The sequence below is a fragment of the Mesorhizobium sp. BH1-1-4 genome (genome assembly GCF_020165665.1).
In the GTDB taxonomy this organism is placed as follows: Bacteria; Pseudomonadota; Alphaproteobacteria; order Rhizobiales; family Rhizobiaceae; genus Mesorhizobium.
The window spans coordinates 22,801-40,178 of record NZ_JAIUIN010000004.1 but is presented as its reverse complement, the minus strand read 5'-3'; the positions used below and the strand labels follow the sequence as shown (position 1 = coordinate 40,178).

Below are 17,378 nucleotides of genomic sequence, written 5' to 3'. Positions count from 1 at the left end.
TACAGTCATATGCGCCACAGCCGGCAGGACCACTGCGGTTCAACGGGAACGGCAAGTTCGGGAAGCTCGCAGAAGCGCCGGTGGACCAGATAGTACATGCAGGTCTCGCAGGCTTGTTCGATGCCGCCGTGCTCCACCGGCTGGAGGGTGAAGCCCGCAATCACCAATCCAGCCGTAATGTCGCCGCCAGCCCGGCGCAACCGGCCAAGGATTTCGGCCACGCTGTCCTGGTCGTCGGCACGTGGAAAAACCTCGGTCTTCAAGCCGCCGGCAAGCAAAGAGCGAATTCGGCCCGCCACACTCTCGTCGTTGATCGCGTTTTCCACCGGTTCCTCCTACCGCGCGGGCCTAAGGTCACTGCAAGGGCCTAGATGCGCCAAAGCCTGCACCACCAATCGGCATCGACCGGCACGGCCAGTTCCGGGAGGTCGCACCATTCGCGGTGGACGAGGTAATACATGCATTCCATGCAGCGCTGCTTGTCGGGCCCGTAGGGTTGATCCACGAAGCCGCTGATGACCATCTTGCCCTCTATGTCGTCGGCCTTGAGCTGACGCAGTTCGGTCAAAATCGCGGCAAACTCCCTTTCCGTTTCGGGAAAAGGTTCGGTCTGCGTCTTTAGCCCGCCTTGCATCAATTGGGCCATTTTGCGCAGCAAAGCATGCTGTTGCTCGCTATTCATTGCCTGCGCTCCCGGGTTCGTGTGCAGCAGATCCGATCGCCCGGCACGCGGCCGGACGATCGAGGCTGAGGGCGCTCGACGCGTTGCGTCGGATCAAGCCGTACGGAAGCGTGCGAGTTCTGTCCCGGTGCTGGCATCATGGGCGTGCACGGTACAGACAAGACAGGAATCATACGAGCGGCAGACGTGGCCGACTTCGACGGGATCGCTTGGATCCGCGATCGGCGTGCCGATCAGGGCCTGCTCGATCGGGCCAAGCTCGCCGCCGTCCGATCTTGGCCCGACATTCCAAGTGGTCGGCGCGATGATCTGGTAGTTCTTGATCTTGCCGTTTTGCACCTCGATCCAATGACAAAGCGCACCGCGGATGGCTTCGGTGGCTCCCCAGCCGCGACCGTCCTTCTCTGTCGGCTTGACGTACCACGGGTCGTTAAGGCGAAACTCGCGCAGCGCATGCTCGGCCTGACGGTAGAGCTTGACGCCTTCGTGCATGCGGGCGAAGTGGCGCAGCATGACACTGGCCCCGCCAAGTTTCTTGTACATGTCAAGAACAAGCGGGTCGTAATGCTGCCAGCTTTCTCCGTGGCTACCACCTGCGATCAGCTGGCGGGCCAGAGGTCCAGCTTCAAGCCGACCGTTGTTGTCGTGGCGCACCGCGGTCGACCATGAGTACTGATTTTCGTATTCGACGGGATTCTTGCCGACGGCCTTTGTCGTGCGCTCGAACGGATGCTTTCCGCTCGGCTCGTCGTACCAGGCATGCAAGACGTCCTCTCTTGTGTGGACCTGGTCCATCAGCTTGTGGGTATCGGCCGCGCCGTCGTAGACGCCGCTTTTCATAAGCACTGACGCGTTGCGGTTTTCGATCGTCGGCCGGTTGTACTTGTCCTCATGCGGCAAGTAGCCCCACGAAACGTACTTTCCATGACCTTTACCATATTTGTCGACACCGACGTCCATGCTCATGCGCCAGAACATGCCCAGATCCGAGTTCGCGTGCTCCGGGCGCTCGTCAAGCCAGGCCATGAAATCGTCATAGGAGCGAATCTGCTCGTAACGTTCGAAGGAGCAGCCCAGCCAAACCGGCTCCATCCAGTTGCGGCGGAAGTGCTCGAGAATAGACCATGCCCGGGTTACGTCAGTAAGCGTGGGCGCACACATCACGCCGCCAGGCACCATGTAGCTCGAATGCGGCCACTGGCCGCCCAGCAGGGCATAGATTTCAACGGGTCGTCCAGAGATCGTCACGCCAAGTTCATAGTTGGTGCCGGTGTATGGCGACCAGCGCTTGACCGCCTCCTCGTAGTATTTCGAATGCGAATAGTTCTTGTGGGTGTAGTCGATCATGAACAGGCCGTAGTGGTGTCTTGGCAAGCTCTGCAGGCTTTCCACGATCTGCCCGAGATTGCGCGCAAGGATGGCGTTGCGGGGGACCTCGGCTTTCCAGGCCGTATCGAGCGCCCAGGCCGCGCAGGTCAGGTGCGAAGCGCCGCAGATACCGCAGGCGCGCGGCGTGACGACCAGACCCGCCTGCGGATCCTTGTCGCGCAGGATAATCTCGAACCCGCGGAACAGTTCGGCTTGCGTCCAGGCGTTGACGACAACGCCATTTTGGATGTCGACGCGCACGTCGAGATCGCCCTCGACGCGGCCAACAGGAGAAATATCAAGTGTTTGAACAGCGGCTGACATGGTCTTCCGGACCTCCCTGAAAAATAGAATCTGGCAATCGGTGACTTCAGACGACGAAGATGTCTTCTTCAGCCCAGCGTGGCGAAGCAGCCTTGGCGGCGGCGGTCAGCTTGATGTAACCGGTCTTGTCGACCCCGCTCGGCATGTCCTTTGGCACACCCATGACGGTCTGCGTCTTGAACACGGTCCCCGGAGCCAGATCGAAGAAAGGAAATTCAGGCTCGGTGCAGCCCATGCACGGCATCCCCGCTCGCGTCTTGGACGATTGCCGGTTCCACAGAATTCGGTTGCACGGCGAATGCGTCATCGGCCCGCGGCAGCCCAGGTCGTAGAACAGGCAGCCTTTGCGCTGACCAAACTCGGTCGCAGAAACCTTGTAGGCGAAGTGCATGTTGCGGGTGCAGCCCGTTTGCGTGAAGGACGTGAAAAAGGTCTTCGGACGCTGGAATTCGTCCAAGGTGAGATCACCGCCGCGGCCGGTGGCGACCGCGACCACGATTTGCGTGATCCAGTCGGGGTGAGCCGGGCAACCCGGAATGTTGATCACTGGCAGACCGGCCTTGGATTTGAAATCCTTGCCCAGGAAGCCGCCATGGCCACGCTTGAGGAATTGCAGGCCTTCGCTTTCGGACGGGTTCGGCGCGGTCGCGGGGATGCCGCCCCACGTCGCACAATCGCCAACGGCGACGACAAAGTTGGCGACCTTGCACAGGTCCCTCACCCAGTCGCGCATGGGACGGCCTGCAAAGCGGTTCCATTCGCCGGTCCCGTTGGGGGCGTTCACCACGGTGCCTTCGAACACGAAAATGTCCAGCGCCAGCGTGCCTGCGGTCAGCGCCTTCAGCATCTTTTGCAGGTTCTCGCCGAGCTCGAGCCCGAGCGAGGGATGCCACAGCACATTGATGCCAAAGTCGGTAACCAGATCGCACGCGCTCGGTTCCTCGGCATTGAGAAACGACATCGTGTTGCCGGAGCATGCTCCACCCTGGAGCCACAAAAGATTGGCCATTCTCTCCTCCACAGCCTGTAACGAAGCATTGCCGTATGCACGCCTCCGACTAATGTGAAGCAAGCGCCGTGCCAGCCGGAAACGTTGTCCAGGAAACCTTTTATTATCAATAACTTGCCGTGCCTTGGCGCGGATTGGGCCGCCCTATCGGCCCGCGCACCGGCTGCAAAGTAACTTTGCTGTTGGAAACTAGGTTGTGAACGAAGCCAAGGGTCGTCACGACCCGTTCTTAGCCGTGACGATTGCCACAGGCCGGACAGGTGACTTCGAGCAGATAGCCATACCAGATACCTTGGCAGCGACTGCACCAGTGGCCCGTCGTCTGCCGTTCAGGCGCGCCGATCGTTTTTGCCATTGCCCCCAACCCAAGATATTTGGTCGGCTTGTGACGGCTTGAAGTCGGGACCCGGGACTGCGGAAACGGGATTATCTCCGTTTGCGGCTGTGATGAGGGTTCATCGGCTTTGCTCATGGCGCTCTCCTAAACGTCCGCGCTCAAAACTCAACATAGGGCTGACATGACCGATTTGCCACCCGCGTTCGAAGAGCCACCTGCCCGCCATGCCAAGCCTGGCTGACAACATCGCGCATCACCGATTGCCAAAAACAGGAGCGGCTAGCCGTGTTCGTTCAAGCTGTAGCGTTTGATCTTGTTGGCCAGGCCGACCCGCGACAGCCCAAGTTCGTTTGCCGTGCGGCTTTGATTCCAATGATTGCGAACGAGCGCCCTGCTGACGATCTGCCTTTCGAGGCTTTCCACCTGGTCCTTCAACGTCACGCCGTCAGGCAGAAAGGCAACCGCTTCGGCACTGCGCCGTGGTGGCGCGGCCAGAAGCGTCGCCGACATGTTGCGGGTCGTTAGATACTCACCGTCCTTGGCGAGAGCCACCATGCGGCGGATTTCGTTTTCCAGCTCCCGGACATTTCCTGGAAATTCGCCGCCTGAAAGCTTTTCGATGGCGTTGGCCGTGATTCCCAGGATCTTGCGGCCAATGGCATCGGCATGTTTTGCCGCAAAAAACTCCGCCAGGGGTCCGATGTCTTCGGGACGTTCTCTCAGCGCGGGCACTTCGAACTCGAAGCCTTTGAGGCGGAAATAGAGATCCTGCCGGAACTCGCCGCGCGCGACGAGTGTTTTCAGGCGCCGATTGGATGCCACGATAATGCGGACATCACAGTGTGTGACCCTGTCCGAGCCAAGAGGCTTGACCTCGCCCTCCTGGAGAAATCGCAACAAGCTCACCTGAAACGACGGCGACACTTCGGAAATCTCATCCAGGAAAACCGTCCCGCCGTCGGCGGCGCGAAACAGACCCAGCCGGTCCGAAATAGCTCCGGTAAAGGATCCACGCTTGTGTCCAAACAATTCCGATTGCAGTAGTTCGTCCGGCACGCCTCCACAGTTCTGGACGAGCAGGGGACTTGCACGGCGCGTTGAGTTGTAGTGGATGGCCCTGGCGAGCAGTTCCTTGCCCGTCCCCGTCTCGCCTTCGATGAGGATCGGCAACTCGGTCTTGGCCGCTTGCCGCGCCAGTTCGCACAATTCAGCCATTTTCTCGCTGACGTAGACGAGCTTTTCGAAACGCTGGCTTTCCGTTCTGAAGACGGCATTCTTCCGCTCACCGAAGATCAGCCCGTCGCCTGAGATTTTGAACTCTCGAGACAGGATGCGATGGCGGCGTGCAAGTTCGCGGGTCTCCAGCGCTCTTTCGACAACCAGGCCCAATTGCGACGCATCAACCGGCTTCAGCAGAAACTGATAGATTGCCGCCTGGGACAAAGCCGGCTCCGAAATGCAGTCCGATTTCGACGTCACATATATGCGGGTGATGTCGGGATGAGACACCCGCAGGCCAGTGAGAAAGGTGAGACCAGCATCTTCCCCCTCATGATCCTCCGCAATGGCCAGATCAACGTGGATGGTAGCCATGGTGGTCAAGGCTTCAGAAAAGGAGTGCGCCAGGATGACCCGGTACGCGTAGCGCTCGGCCAGGACATTGAGCGGCCACGTCCAGTCGCTGCCCTGCCGCGAGACGATAACGACGGTACCCGGTTCATCCATATAAGCAGGTTTCCATTTTGCGCACCTTGTTAGCAAAAGGGCGGGACGGCTTCAATTGTCATGAATGGCTGCTTCTTGCCAAACGTCGAGAGTTAAGCACCGATATAGGCCTAGCGGATCTCCGGATAGAGTTTTGCCGAGACGGGCAGGAAAGCGGCTCCCTTGCGCGCCAGGAAGGCGCAGAACGCCCCAATGGCCGGCGTCACGACGCGGTCGCTGCGCACCACGGAAAACCATTGGCGCCGAATTGGCATTCCGACCACATCGAGCACCGACAATCGTCCGCCCTGGACCTCGAAGGCTATGGTGTGGGCGGAGATGAAGGCAACGCCCAGTCCAGCCATCACGGCCTGCTTGATCGTTTCGTTGGAATCCATCTCCGTTCCCGGTTGCTCCAATCGCCCAGGGACGTCGCCAAGAAACCGTTCGAAAGACATGCGGGTGCCCGAACCCGGTTCGCGCACGATGAAATGCTCCTTCGCGATCCTGGCTTTGGTAATGTCGCGCGCCCGGGCCAGCGGATGATCGGGGGCGGCAGCGATGATCAGCGGGTGGTCGCCGAACACTTTGGCCTCCACCGGCAGGTCCGGGGGCGGTCGTCCCATCAGCGCAATATCAAGAACATGGCCCTTCAGCTTTGCAATGGTTTCGGCCCGGTTGCCGATTACCAGCTTCAATTCGATATCGGGAAACTCCTTCTTGAAGCCAGCAATGATCTGCGGAGCAAAATACTTCGCCGTGGAAACCGCGCCGACGATCAAATGCCCCTTCCTGATACCCTTGACGGCATCAATCTCCTCGTGGAGCAGCCGCAATCTCTCATCGATGGCGTGTGCCGCTTCGATGAACGCCAAACCTGCGTCAGTCGGACGCATGCCTAGCGGAGCGCGCTCGAAAAGCTGAATTCCGGCCTCTTCTTCAACCTGTTGAAGCTGTAACGTCACCGCCGGTCCGGTAAGTCCCAACGCCTTGGCAGCATTGATGATTTTACCCTCGCTATGGATGGCCGAGATGACGCGGAGGTGACGGAGCGTGATGTTGCGCATCTGCTGAAGTAAGCAGAACTTATCGCCGCCGTAAATAGATTAAAGTTTACTAACCCGTACCGGGCTGTTCCAACCGTCATCAGATCTGCGGCGCTATCGCGGGATCGGGAGGGGAAAATGAACAATCCGACACTCGAGGCCTTTTTGGCGTCGCACGCACGGCAAGGGCATGATGGCGACGTTCTCGCAACGGTGGCGGCGCTGGCTGGTGCGGCGCTTGCGATCAACAAGGCCATCCGCTCTGGCTCTCTGGGGTCCGCCTTTGGCGGCACCAACGCAACGGTCAATGCGGACGGCGATACCCAAAGGCACCTCGACCTTTATGCCGATCAGATCTTCCTGGACGCCATGCGTCGTGCGCCGGTGCGGTGTGTCGCCTCCGAAGAGCGGATCGCGCCGGTCGCACTCGACCCCGAGAGCCGCATTGGGGTGGCCATCGACCCTTTGGACGGCTCGTCCAACATCGACGTCAACGTATCGATCGGTACCATATTCTCGCTTCTCCCAGCGACTGGCGCGCCCGGCATCGACCCGGCCGCCTTTTTTCTCCAGCCAGGCAGCAGCCAGCTCGCGGCAGGCTTTTTCGTCTACGGACCGCAGCTGGTTCTGGTTTTGACGCTTGGCCACGGCACGCACGCCTTCGTCTTGTCGCCAGAACTTGGCACCTTCGTGCAGACCCATGAGAGCGTGGCTGTGGCCGAACGCACCCAGGAGTTCGCCATCAACGCTTCCAATTATCGCCATTGGGAAGAAGCCGTGCGGCTCTATGTGGATGATTGCCTGAAAGGTGAGGAAGGTCCGCGCGGCAAGAACTTCAACATGCGCTGGATCGCCTCGCTGGTAGCCGATGTCTATCGCATCCTGATGCGCGGTGGCGTCTTTCTTTATCCCGGCGATAGCCGTGCCGGTTATGCAAGCGGCCGGCTGAGGCTCGTCTACGAGGCCAATCCCATTGCGATGCTGGTGGAGCAGGCCGGTGGACGCGCAACCAATGCGCTTTGCAGCATCCTCGACATCGTTCCGACCGGCCTTCACCAACGCGTCCCGTTTGTCTTCGGCTCCGCCAGGGAGGTCGAGCGCGTCGCCCGCTATCACACCGAGCCAAGTGCAATAGCCGAGCGTTCACCGCTGTTTGGCAATCGTGGCCTGTTTCGGGCTTGATCAGGGAAGCACAAGATGTCGGCCAAGCACCCCATCATTTCGATCACCGGCTCCTCAGGTGCGGGCACCACCTCGGTCAAGCGCATCTTTGAGCAGATCTTCCGGCGCGAAAACGTCGATGCCGCCTATATCGAGGGCGATGCATTCCACCGCTACGATCGCGCGGCGATGAAGGTGAAGGTTGCCGAGGACGAAAAGGGTGGCAATCCCTACTTCACCCATTTCAACGCCGAGGCCAACGAACTCGACGCGCTCCAGGAGGTCTTTGAAAACTATGGGCTCAGGGGTGCCGGGCGCACCCGGACCTATGTTCACGATGAGGCGGAGGCCAGCCTTTATGGCTGCGATCTCGGCACCTTCACCCCGTGGCGCGACTTCGCCCCTAGTGACCTGCTGTTCTATGAGGGCCTGCATGGTTGTGCCGTCACCGACAGGGTCGATCTGGCCAAACACGCTGATCTCAAGATTGGCGTCGTGCCGGTCATCAACCTTGAATGGATCCAGAAGATCCACCGCGACCGCTCAACGCGCGGCTACTCGACGGAAGCTGTGGTGGACGTGATCCTTCGGCGCATGCCCGATTATGTGCGCCACATCGTGCCGCAGTTCTCGAAGACAGACATCAATTTCCAGCGCGTGCCGATCGTCGATACCTCAAATCCATTCGTCGCTCGCTGGATCCCGACACCTGACGAATCGATGCTGATCATCCGCTTCGCCAACCCGCGCGGCATCGATTTCCCCTACCTGCTTTCAATGATCCACAACTCGTTCATGTCGCGCGCCAACTCGATCGTCGTGCCGGGCAACAAGCTCGACCTGGCCATGCAGCTGATCCTCACACCGCTGATCATGCAACTGATCGAACGCAAGCGCCGCGCCAACTGAGGAAGCTGAGATGAACCAGATCGCGATCGACACGCCCGTCCCCGCCAGGGCCGATGAACAGCTGATGGCAAACGCCATCAGGGCGCTCGCCATGGATGCGGTTCAAAAGGCAAACTCCGGCCATCCCGGCATGCCGATGGGCATGGCCGATGTTGCCACCATACTGTTCAATCGCTTCCTGCAAATCGACCCGTCGCGTCCCGACTGGCCCGATCGCGACCGTTTCGTTTTATCGGCGGGCCATGGCTCGATGTTGCAATATGCGCTGCACTATCTGCTCGGCTACGAAGACATGCCGATCGAGGAGTTGCAGCGCTTCCGACAGCTTGGCAGCCGCACTGCCGGGCATCCCGAATATGGCCATGCACTTGGCATCGAAACCACGACGGGTCCGCTTGGCCAGGGCATTGCGACGGCGGTCGGCATGGCATTGGCCGAGCGCATGCTTGCCGCCCGGTTTGGTGCCGGCCTCGTCGACCACTACACATATGCAATCGCCGGCGATGGCTGCCTGCAGGAGGGGATGAGCCACGAGGCGATTGATCTTGCCGGCCATCTTGGCCTTTCGAGATTGATCGTGCTGTGGGACGACAATCGCATCTCGATCGACGGTCCGACCTCGCTGGCGACGTCGATGGACCAACCGATGCGCTTCCAGGCCGCCGGCTGGAACGTGCTTTCGATCGACGGCCACGACCTGGAGGCAATCGCGGCGGCGCTGGAGCAGGCACGGACGTCTGACCGGCCGACGTTGATCGCCTGCCGGACCACAATCGGAAAGGGCGCGCCGAACCTGGGCGGCTCGGAAAAAACCCATGGCGCGCCGCTTGGCGAGGCCGAAATCGCCGCGACGCGAGCAAACCTCGGTTGGGATCATCCACCCTTCGAGATCCCCGGCGACGTTTTGCGCGCCTGGCGCACAGCACCAGCACGCGGCCAAAACGCGCGCGCGGGTTGGGAGGCGAGGCTTGCCGCGTCGCCGCGCCGCCATGAATTCGAAAGTGCCATGGCTGGCGACCTTCCCGAAGCCCTGTTCGAGGCGCTGGAGGCATTCCGCCAGCAACATTTCGACAAGGCGACCAACGTCGCGACCCGCAAGGCCTCTGAATTGGCTCTCGGCGTCATCAACGAGGCGACGCAGCAGACCGTCGGTGGATCGGCGGATCTTACGCATTCCAACTTGACCATCACCAAGGGCATGGCTCGCGTTTCACCGGGCGACTTCTCCGGCCGATACATCCACTATGGCATCCGCGAGCACGCCATGGCGGCGGCCATGAACGGCATGGCGCTGCATGGCGGGCTTGTGCCTTATGGCGGGACATTCCTGTGCTTTGCCGATTATGCGCGCGGCGCAATGCGGCTCTCGGCACTGATGGGCCAGCGCGTCATCTATGTGATGACCCACGATTCCATCGGACTTGGCGAGGATGGGCCCACACACCAGCCTGTCGAACATCTGGCGATGCTGCGTGCCACGCCCAACCTCAATGTCTTCCGTCCAGCCGACATCATCGAGACAGCCGAATGCTGGGAGCTGGCGCTGAGGTCAAAGCACCGGCCGAGCGTGCTGGTCTTGTCGAGGCAGACCCTGCCGATGTTGCGCACGAAGGCTCCCGAAGCCAGTCGCTCGGCCAAAGGGGCTTACCTCATGCGCAAGCCCGTCGGCCGGCGCGATCTGACGCTGATTGCCACGGGTTCGGAAGTCGAGATCGCCCGCGCGGCCGCCGACTTGCTCCTGGAGCGCTATCATATGCGGGTTGCCTTGGTCTCCATGCCCTGCTGGGAACTCTTTGAAGAACAAGACGAAGCCTATCGCGCCGAGGTTCTGGGAACAGCTCCGCGCATAGCCGTCGAGGCCGCCGCGCGCCTTGGTTGGGACCGCTGGATTGGTGACGGCGGCGCTTTCGTCGGAATGACCGGCTTTGGCGCCAGCGCACCGGCGGCAGAGCTTTACAGGCATTTCGGGATCACGGCCGAGGCTATTGCCGATTCCGCCTGTGCAGTTGTTCAGAAGGATTGAAGCCTTGCCCGTCAGAGTTGCCATCAACGGATTTGGCCGCATCGGCCGCAACATCCTGCGCGCCATCCATGAATCCGGCCGCAGGGACATCGACGTCGTCGCCGTCAACGATCTCGGCCCGGTTGAGACCAACGCGCATCTGCTGCGCTATGACAGCGTGCACGGCCGCTTCCCGCACGAAGTCTCGGTCTCCGGCGACCAGATCACCGTCGGCAAGGAGACCTTCAAGGTCACCGCGATCAAGGACCCGGCGCAGCTGCCGTGGAAGGAACTCGGCATCGACATCGCGCTCGAATGCACCGGCATCTTCACAGCCCGCGACAAGGCTGCCGCGCATCTGACCGCCGGCGCCAAGCGCGTCGTCGTCTCGGCGCCCGCCGAAGGTGCCGACCTCACCGTCGTCTACGGCATCAACCACGACCAGCTGACCAAGGACCACATCGTCATCTCGAATGCGTCCTGCACCACCAACTGCCTGGCGCCGCTGGCCGCCGTGCTGCACGAGACCGTCGGCATCGAAAAGGGCATGATGACGACGATCCACTCCTACACCGGCGACCAGCCGACGCTGGACACCATGCACAAGGATCTCTACCGCGCCCGCGCTGCGGCACTGTCGCAGATCCCGACCTCGACCGGCGCGGCCAAGGCGATCGGCCTGGTGCTGCCCGATCTCAAGGGCAAGCTCGACGGCATCTCGATCCGCGTGCCGACCCCCAACGTCTCGGTTGTCGACTTCAAGTTCATCGCCAAGCGCGCCACCACCGTGCAGGAAATCAACGAAGCGGTGATCGCTGCTTCCAACGGCAAGCTCAAGGGCATTCTCGGCGTCACCCATCACCCGAATGTCTCGATCGACTTCAACCACGATCCGCGCTCGTCGATCCTGGCGCTCGACCAGACCAAGGTCATGGACGGCAACTTCGTTTCGGTACTGTCCTGGTACGACAATGAGTGGGGCTTCTCCAACCGCATGGCCGACACCGCGGTCGCTGTTGGGGGCGTGCTTTGAAACCCCTCCCCGACATCCGCACCGCTGAAATTGCCGGCAAGACCGTTCTCGTTCGCGCCGACCTCAACGTGCCGCTGAAGAACGGCATGGTAGCCGATGCCACCAGGATAGTACGTTTTGCTCCAACAGTGAGGGATCTCCTGGCGCGCGGTGCCAAGGTTGTCGTCATGACGCATCTTGGCAGACCAGACGGTGATGCCAATCCCATCTATTCGGTGAGACCGGTAACAGGCACGCTGTCCACCGAAGTCGGCCGCGAAGTCGTGTTCGTCCCAGATTGTGTCGGTCCCACTGCGGAGAAGGCTGCCAAACATCATCAGGACGGCAAGGTTCTCCTGCTCGAAAACCTTCGTTTTCATAAGGGCGAGGAGGCCAACAGCCGCAATTTTGCATTGCGGCTTTCGGTCAACGGCGATCTCTTTGTCAACGACGCCTTTTCCTGCGCTCATCGCGCGCATGCTTCGACCCATGCAATCGCTGAAATCATGCCCGCTTACGCCGGCCCGTCCCTGCTTGCCGAAGTCGCCGCATTGACTGCCGCCCTCGACGCGCCGGAAAAGCCGGTGGCAGCTCTGGTGGGAGGTTCCAAGGTCTCTTCCAAGATAAGGGTATTGAAGAACCTGATCGGCAGGATGGATCACCTGATCATCGGCGGCGGCATGGCCAACACATTTCTGGCTGCAAGCGGATACCGTGTGGGGCGGTCAGTCCACGAGCCGGACTGTGTTTCGATCGCTCGCGATATCATGGAGGCTGCCGCCGCCAACGGTTGTCGTATTCTTCTGCCCAGCGACGTTACCGTGGCCAGGATGTTCGAGGCAGAGGCTTTGGCCACAACCGTCCCCGTGGCAGCTATCCCTGACGAGGCAATGGCGCTCGACGTTGGTCCCAGGACCGTTGCGGAGATCAAGCATGTCCTGAACGCCTGCCGCACCCTGTTGTGGAATGGGCCACTGGGCGCATTCGAGATGCGGCCATTTGGAGAGGCCACGTTCGCTGTGGCGCGCCATGCAGCGGCACTGTCAAAGGCCGGTCAACTCGCCACCATCGCGGGCGGCGGCGACACGGCGGCCGCACTGTCTTTGGCAGGCGTTGCCGACCAGATCACCTACCTTTCGACCGCCGGTGGCGCCTTCCTCGAATGGCTCGAAGGCTGCCGCTTACCTGGCATCGAAGTGCTGCGCAAAAGAGTCGAACACTCGGAGACCGTCTGACATGGCCAAGATTACACTTCGACAGCTGCTCGACCACGCCGCTGAACGTGACTACGGCGTTCCAGCCTTCAACATCAACAACATGGAGCAAGGTCTCGCCATCATGCAGGCGGCAAAGGCCTGCGACGCACCGGTTATCATCCAGGCCTCGCGCGGCGCCCGCGCTTACGCCCATGACATCATGCTGTCGAAGATGATGGATGCCCTGGCAGAAATCTATCCCGACATTCCGCTTTGCGTCCATCAGGACCACGGCAATAACGAAGCCACCTGCCTGACCGCGATCCGCCACGGCTTCACGTCGGTCATGATGGACGGCTCGCTCCTGGCCGACGGCAAGACGCCGGCGAGCTATGACTACAATGTGGAGATGACGGCAAGTGTCGCCGAGATGGCGCATGCGGTCGGCGCCTCGGTGGAAGGCGAGCTCGGTGTGCTTGGGTCGCTGGAAAGCGGCCACGGCGAGGCCGAGGACGGGCACGGCGCGGAGGGCGTGCTTTCCCACGATCAACTCTTGACCGATCCTGACCAGGCGGTCGATTTCGTCACGCAGACGAAGGTCGACGCGCTGGCGATCGCCTGTGGCACAAGCCACGGCGCCTACAAGTTTTCGCGCCGCCCTGACGGCGACATCCTCGCCATGCATGTCATCGAGGCCATCCACCAGAAACTGCCAAACACGCATCTGGTGATGCACGGCTCTTCCTCGGTGCCGCAAGAACTGCAGGACATCATCAACAGCTATGGTGGAGAGATGCCGCAGACCTTCGGCGTGCCGGTGGAAGAGATCGTGCGCGGCATCCGCCACGGCGTGCGCAAGATCAACATCGACACCGATTGCCGCATGGCCATGGCCGCCCAATTCCGCAAGGTCGCGGTCAGCAATCGCGCTGAGTTTGACCCTCGCAAATTCCTCAAGCCTGCCATGGATGCCATGCGCGACCTGTGCCGCGAACGTTTCGAGGCCTTTGGCTGCGCAGGCAATGCCAGCCGGATCAAGGTGATGCCCTTGGACGAGATGGCCAGGCGCTACGCAACGGGCCTGCTCGACACGCAAGTGGCGGCCAGCAGGGCTGCCTGAACCACCCATTTTTGACGGAAGGATCTCAATGATGACCGTGCAACCGACAGAGCTCAGAGGCAAGGAACGCTATCGCGCCGGCGTGCTCAAATACGCGCAGATGGGGTACTGGAACGGCGACTACGTGCCCAAGGACACCGATCTGATCGCGCTTTTTCGCATCACGCCCCAGGATGGCGTCGATCCGATCGAGGCCGCGGCCGCCGTCGCGGGCGAATCCTCGACGGCAACCTGGACGGTGGTCTGGACCGACAGGCTGACGGCGGCTGACCAGTACCGGGCAAAGGCCTATCGGGTCGATCCGGTGCCGGGGCGGCCGGGCGAATATTTCTGCTACGTCGCCTACGACCTGATCCTGTTCGAGCCGGGCTCGATCGCCAACCTGACGGCCTCCATCATCGGCAACGTGTTTTCGTTCAAGCCGCTCATGGCGGCGCGGCTGGAAGACATGCGGTTGCCCGTCGCCTATGTGAAGACCTTCAAGGGACCGCCGACCGGCATTGTGGCCGAGCGCGAGCGGCTGGACAAGTTCGGGCGACCGCTGCTGGGGGCGACCACCAAGCCGAAACTGGGGCTCTCAGGCAAGAATTACGGCCGCGTGGTTTACGAGGGTCTGAAGGGTGGCCTCGACTTCATGAAGGACGACGAGAACATCAACTCGCAACCCTTCATGCATTGGCGCGACCGGTTCCTCTACTGCATGGAGGCCGTCAATCGCGCGGCCGCCGAAACCGGCGAGATCAAGGGGCACTACCTCAACATCACGGCCGGCACGATGGAGGAGATCTACCGGCGTGCCGAGTTCGCCAAGGAACTGGGCTCATGCATCGTGATGATCGACCTGATCATCGGCTACACCGCAATCCAGTCGATCTCGGAATGGTGCCGGCGCAACGACATGATCCTGCATCTGCATCGCGCTGGACATGGGACCTACACCCGCCAGAAGAACCACGGCATCTCGTTTCGCGTCATCGCCAAGTGGATGCGGCTTGCCGGCGTTGACCACATCCATGCCGGCACGGCCGTCGGCAAGCTCGAAGGCGATCCCATGACGGTCCAGGGCTATTACAATGTCTGTCGCGAACTCAAGAACGAGGTGGACCTTCCGCGCGGCATCTTCTTCGAGCAGGACTGGGCCGACACGTTGAAAGTCATGCCCGTGGCCTCCGGCGGCATCCATGCCGGGCAGATGCATCAGCTGCTTGACTTGTTCGGTGACGACGTCGTGCTGCAGTTCGGCGGCGGCACGATCGGCCATCCGATGGGGATTCAGGCGGGCGCAACCGCAAACCGCGTTGCGCTGGAAGCCATGGTGCTTGCCCGCAACGAGGGCCGCGACATTGCCGCTGAGGGCCCGGAGATACTTCGCGCTGCCGCCAGATGGTGCAAACCCCTTGAAGCGGCCCTCGATGTATGGGGCAATATCAGCTTCAACTATCAGTCTACGGACACCTCGGACTTCGTCCCCACCCCTGCCGTCGCCGTTTAAGGAGCTTGATCCATGCGCATCACACAGGGCACTTTTTCCTTTCTGCCGGACCTCTCGGACGAGCAGATTTCCGCGCAGGTCGAATATTGCCTGCGCAAGGAATGGTCGATCGGCGTTGAATACACTGACGACCCGCATCCGCGGAACATATTCTGGGAGATGTGGGGCAACCCAATGTTCGACCTCAAGGACGCGGCCGGCGTGATGATGGAGGTCCGTGCCTGCCGCGTTGCGCAACCGGACAGCTATATCCGCCTCAACGCCTTCGATTCCTCGCGTGGTTTCGAGACGGTGATGCTGTCCTTCATCGTCAATCGGCCCAAGGTCGAGCCCAGGTTCGTCCTCACCCGCACCGAGACGGACAGCCGTGTTCAGCGCTATTCGATGAAGGCTGCACTTTAACGCCTGGAGACCACATCCATGACTGCCGTGCAGACATTCGAAACGGCAACGCCGACCGTGGACCTGGCCGCCGACTTCCGTGAATCGGGGGTGGCAGAGATCCTGGCGGAGCTTGATCGCGACCTGACCGGTCTCAAGCCGGTCAAGCAGCGTATCCGCGAGACGGCGGCGCTCCTGCTGGTCGAGCGCGCGCGCAGCCGCCTGGGCCTGTCGACCCATACGCCGACGCTGCATATGAGCTTTACGGGCAATCCAGGCACCGGCAAGACGACGGTGGCGCTCAGGATGGCAAATCTGCTGCATCGACTTGGGTATGTGCGCAAGGGGCACCTCGTCTCGGTAACGCGCGACGATCTCGTCGGCCAGTATATCGGCCATACCGCGCCGAAGACGAAGGAGGTGCTGAAGAAGGCGATGGGGGGCGTCTTGTTCATCGACGAAGCCTACTATCTCTACCGTCCCGACAACGAGCGCGACTATGGCCAGGAAGCCATAGAAATCCTCCTGCAGGTGATGGAGAACCAGCGGGACGACCTCGTCGTCATCCTCGCCGGTTACGGGGACCGGATGGAGCGCTTCTATCAGTCCAACCCGGGATTCCGATCGCGCATCGCGCACCACATCGACTTCCCGGACTACGAGGACGCAGAGCTGCTCTCCATAGCCGAGACGATGCTGGCCAAGCAGAATTATGTGCTCGACGATGAAGCGACGCAGATGATGGCCGCTTACATTCGCATGAGGCGCACGCAGCCCCACTTCGCCAATGCGCGCTCGATCCGCAATGCGTTGGACCGCGCCCGGCTGCGTCACGCCAATCGTCTTTTCGAAACATCGGTCGGCCCCGTCACAGTGCAGGAGATGTCGACCATCCGCGCCGATGACATCAGGGCCAGCCGAGTGTTCTTGACGCCAACAGCCGCGGAAGGTCCCACGACGTGAAGCAGACGATCATTGCCCCATCGGTCCTCTCGGCCGACTTCTCGCGTCTCGGCGAAGAAGTCGAGGCCGTCGCCGCAGCAGGTGCGGACTGGATCCACCTCGACGTGATGGACGGCCACTTCGTGCCCAACATTACCTTCGGTCCTGCCGTGATCAAGGCAATCCGCAACCGAACGGACAAGGTCTTCGATTGTCACCTGATGATCACGCCAGCCGACCCCTATCTCGCCGCCTTCGCCGATGCGGGTTGCGACATCATAACGGTCCACGCAGAAGCTGGAGTGCATCTCGACCGATCGCTCCAGACCATCCGCGACCTTGGCAAGAAAGCCGGCGTTTCGCTCAATCCGTCGACGCCGGAGACCGTTATCGAATACGTACTGGATCGTCTGGATCTCGTCCTCCTGATGACGGTCAACCCAGGGTTCGGCGGCCAGGCCTTCATTCCATCGGTGGTCGAGAAGGTGAAGCGCGTGAAGGCGATGATCGGTGATCGACCGATCGATATCGAAATCGACGGCGGGGTGACTTCGCAAACCGCACCCCTGCTCGCATCGGCCGGTGCCAATGTGTTGGTTGCGGGCTCGGCCATCTTCAAAGGCGGGACGGCCGCGGCATACAGCGCCAACATCGCGGCCATTCGCCAATCAGCCGATGCGGCTTCGTGAGACG

17 protein-coding genes are annotated in these 17,378 nt (G+C 61.1%); 10 read left to right on the top strand and 7 right to left on the bottom strand.

Annotated elements, in window-relative coordinates; genetic code table 11:
- Positions 1 to 5: 5 nt before the first annotated feature.
- From LB569_RS09185 to LB569_RS09155, 7 genes are all read right to left on the bottom strand, one after another.
- Positions 6 to 326 carry a hypothetical protein gene (locus LB569_RS09185; RefSeq protein WP_224691940.1) on the bottom strand — a complete coding sequence of 107 codons (321 nt, stop codon included), beginning with the start codon at positions 324 to 326 and terminating at the stop codon, positions 6 to 8.
- 41 nt (positions 327 to 367) lie between these two features.
- Complete coding sequence (locus LB569_RS09180) at positions 368 to 682, bottom strand: hypothetical protein (protein ID WP_224691939.1); 315 nt, start codon at positions 680 to 682, stop codon at positions 368 to 370.
- Positions 683 to 775: 93 nt separating this feature from the next.
- A complete protein-coding gene (locus tag LB569_RS09175; protein WP_224691938.1) occupies positions 776 to 2,374 on the bottom strand; it encodes a nickel-dependent hydrogenase large subunit in 1,599 nt (532 codons plus the stop codon).
- Positions 2,375 to 2,420: 46 nt separating this feature from the next.
- Positions 2,421 to 3,383, bottom strand: a complete 963-nt coding sequence (locus LB569_RS09170; RefSeq protein ID WP_013896581.1) for a hydrogenase — start codon at positions 3,381 to 3,383, stop codon at positions 2,421 to 2,423.
- Between the two features lie 229 nt (positions 3,384 to 3,612).
- Positions 3,613 to 3,855: a hypothetical protein gene (locus LB569_RS09165; RefSeq protein ID WP_224691937.1), complete on the bottom strand. Its 243-nt coding sequence runs from the start codon at positions 3,853 to 3,855 to the stop codon at positions 3,613 to 3,615.
- Between the two features lie 144 nt (positions 3,856 to 3,999).
- Positions 4,000 to 5,445: a sigma-54 dependent transcriptional regulator gene (locus tag LB569_RS09160; protein WP_224691936.1), complete on the bottom strand. Its 1,446-nt coding sequence runs from the start codon at positions 5,443 to 5,445 to the stop codon at positions 4,000 to 4,002.
- Between the two features lie 110 nt (positions 5,446 to 5,555).
- Complete coding sequence (locus LB569_RS09155; RefSeq protein WP_224691935.1) at positions 5,556 to 6,491, bottom strand: LysR family transcriptional regulator; 936 nt, start codon at positions 6,489 to 6,491, stop codon at positions 5,556 to 5,558.
- Positions 6,492 to 6,608: 117 nt separating this feature from the next.
- Here LB569_RS09155 and LB569_RS09150 point away from each other — a divergent pair, with 117 nt between their 5' ends.
- From LB569_RS09150 to rpe, 10 genes are read left to right on the top strand one after another with little or no spacing between them, the layout of a single operon-like run.
- A complete protein-coding gene (locus tag LB569_RS09150) occupies positions 6,609 to 7,652 on the top strand; it encodes a class 1 fructose-bisphosphatase (RefSeq protein ID WP_224691934.1) in 1,044 nt (347 codons plus the stop codon).
- Positions 7,653 to 7,667: 15 nt separating this feature from the next.
- Positions 7,668 to 8,540 (top strand): phosphoribulokinase, encoded by an 873-nt coding sequence (locus tag LB569_RS09145; protein WP_224691933.1) that lies wholly within the window; start codon positions 7,668 to 7,670, stop codon positions 8,538 to 8,540.
- A 10-nt stretch (positions 8,541 to 8,550) separates the two neighbouring features.
- Positions 8,551 to 10,563 (top strand): transketolase, encoded by a 2,013-nt coding sequence (gene tkt, locus LB569_RS09140; protein WP_224691932.1) that lies wholly within the window; start codon positions 8,551 to 8,553, stop codon positions 10,561 to 10,563.
- Positions 10,564 to 10,567: 4 nt separating this feature from the next.
- The gene (gene gap / locus LB569_RS09135) at positions 10,568 to 11,575 is read left to right on the top strand and encodes a type I glyceraldehyde-3-phosphate dehydrogenase (RefSeq protein WP_224691931.1); all 1,008 of its coding nucleotides are present in this window, start codon (positions 10,568 to 10,570) and stop codon (positions 11,573 to 11,575) included.
- Positions 11,572 to 12,789: a phosphoglycerate kinase gene (locus LB569_RS09130; RefSeq protein WP_224691930.1), complete on the top strand. Its 1,218-nt coding sequence runs from the start codon at positions 11,572 to 11,574 to the stop codon at positions 12,787 to 12,789. Before gap ends, LB569_RS09130 begins: the two co-directional genes overlap by 4 nt.
- 1 nt (position 12,790) lies before the next feature.
- On the top strand, positions 12,791 to 13,870 hold the full coding sequence (fba, locus tag LB569_RS09125; protein WP_224691929.1) for a class II fructose-bisphosphate aldolase: 1,080 nt from the start codon (positions 12,791 to 12,793) through the stop codon (positions 13,868 to 13,870).
- 28 nt (positions 13,871 to 13,898) lie between these two features.
- Complete coding sequence (locus LB569_RS09120; RefSeq protein WP_224691928.1) at positions 13,899 to 15,362, top strand: form I ribulose bisphosphate carboxylase large subunit; 1,464 nt, start codon at positions 13,899 to 13,901, stop codon at positions 15,360 to 15,362.
- Between the two features lie 12 nt (positions 15,363 to 15,374).
- Entirely contained in the window at positions 15,375 to 15,764 is a 390-nt protein-coding gene (locus LB569_RS09115; protein ID WP_224691927.1) for a ribulose bisphosphate carboxylase small subunit, read from the top strand.
- Positions 15,765 to 15,782: 18 nt separating this feature from the next.
- A complete protein-coding gene (cbbX, locus tag LB569_RS09110; protein ID WP_224691926.1) occupies positions 15,783 to 16,706 on the top strand; it encodes a CbbX protein in 924 nt (307 codons plus the stop codon).
- Positions 16,703 to 17,374: a ribulose-phosphate 3-epimerase gene (gene rpe / locus LB569_RS09105; protein WP_224691925.1), complete on the top strand. Its 672-nt coding sequence runs from the start codon at positions 16,703 to 16,705 to the stop codon at positions 17,372 to 17,374. The genes cbbX and rpe overlap by 4 nt, the downstream gene beginning before the upstream one ends.
- The last annotated feature ends 4 nt before the right edge of the window (positions 17,375 to 17,378 follow it).

What these genes read in the sequence shown, in the direction of transcription:
- LB569_RS09180 (WP_224691939.1), bottom strand. Translation starts at nt 682, where the DNA reads ATGAATAGCGAGCAACAGCATGCTTTGCTGCGCAAAATGGCCCAATTG.
- LB569_RS09175 (WP_224691938.1), bottom strand. Translation starts at nt 2,374, where the DNA reads ATGTCAGCCGCTGTTCAAACACTTGATATTTCTCCTGTTGGCCGCGTC.
- LB569_RS09170 (WP_013896581.1), bottom strand. Translation starts at nt 3,383, where the DNA reads ATGGCCAATCTTTTGTGGCTCCAGGGTGGAGCATGCTCCGGCAACACG.
- LB569_RS09165 (WP_224691937.1), bottom strand. Translation starts at nt 3,855, where the DNA reads ATGAGCAAAGCCGATGAACCCTCATCACAGCCGCAAACGGAGATAATC.
- LB569_RS09160 (WP_224691936.1), bottom strand. Translation starts at nt 5,445, where the DNA reads ATGGATGAACCGGGTACCGTCGTTATCGTCTCGCGGCAGGGCAGCGAC.
- LB569_RS09155 (WP_224691935.1), bottom strand. Translation starts at nt 6,491, where the DNA reads ATGCGCAACATCACGCTCCGTCACCTCCGCGTCATCTCGGCCATCCAT.
- LB569_RS09150 (WP_224691934.1), top strand. Translation starts at nt 6,609, where the DNA reads ATGAACAATCCGACACTCGAGGCCTTTTTGGCGTCGCACGCACGGCAA.
- LB569_RS09145 (WP_224691933.1), top strand. Translation starts at nt 7,668, where the DNA reads ATGTCGGCCAAGCACCCCATCATTTCGATCACCGGCTCCTCAGGTGCG.
- tkt (WP_224691932.1), top strand. Translation starts at nt 8,551, where the DNA reads ATGAACCAGATCGCGATCGACACGCCCGTCCCCGCCAGGGCCGATGAA.
- fba (WP_224691929.1), top strand. Translation starts at nt 12,791, where the DNA reads ATGGCCAAGATTACACTTCGACAGCTGCTCGACCACGCCGCTGAACGT.
- LB569_RS09120 (WP_224691928.1), top strand. Translation starts at nt 13,899, where the DNA reads ATGATGACCGTGCAACCGACAGAGCTCAGAGGCAAGGAACGCTATCGC.
- LB569_RS09115 (WP_224691927.1), top strand. Translation starts at nt 15,375, where the DNA reads ATGCGCATCACACAGGGCACTTTTTCCTTTCTGCCGGACCTCTCGGAC.
- cbbX (WP_224691926.1), top strand. Translation starts at nt 15,783, where the DNA reads ATGACTGCCGTGCAGACATTCGAAACGGCAACGCCGACCGTGGACCTG.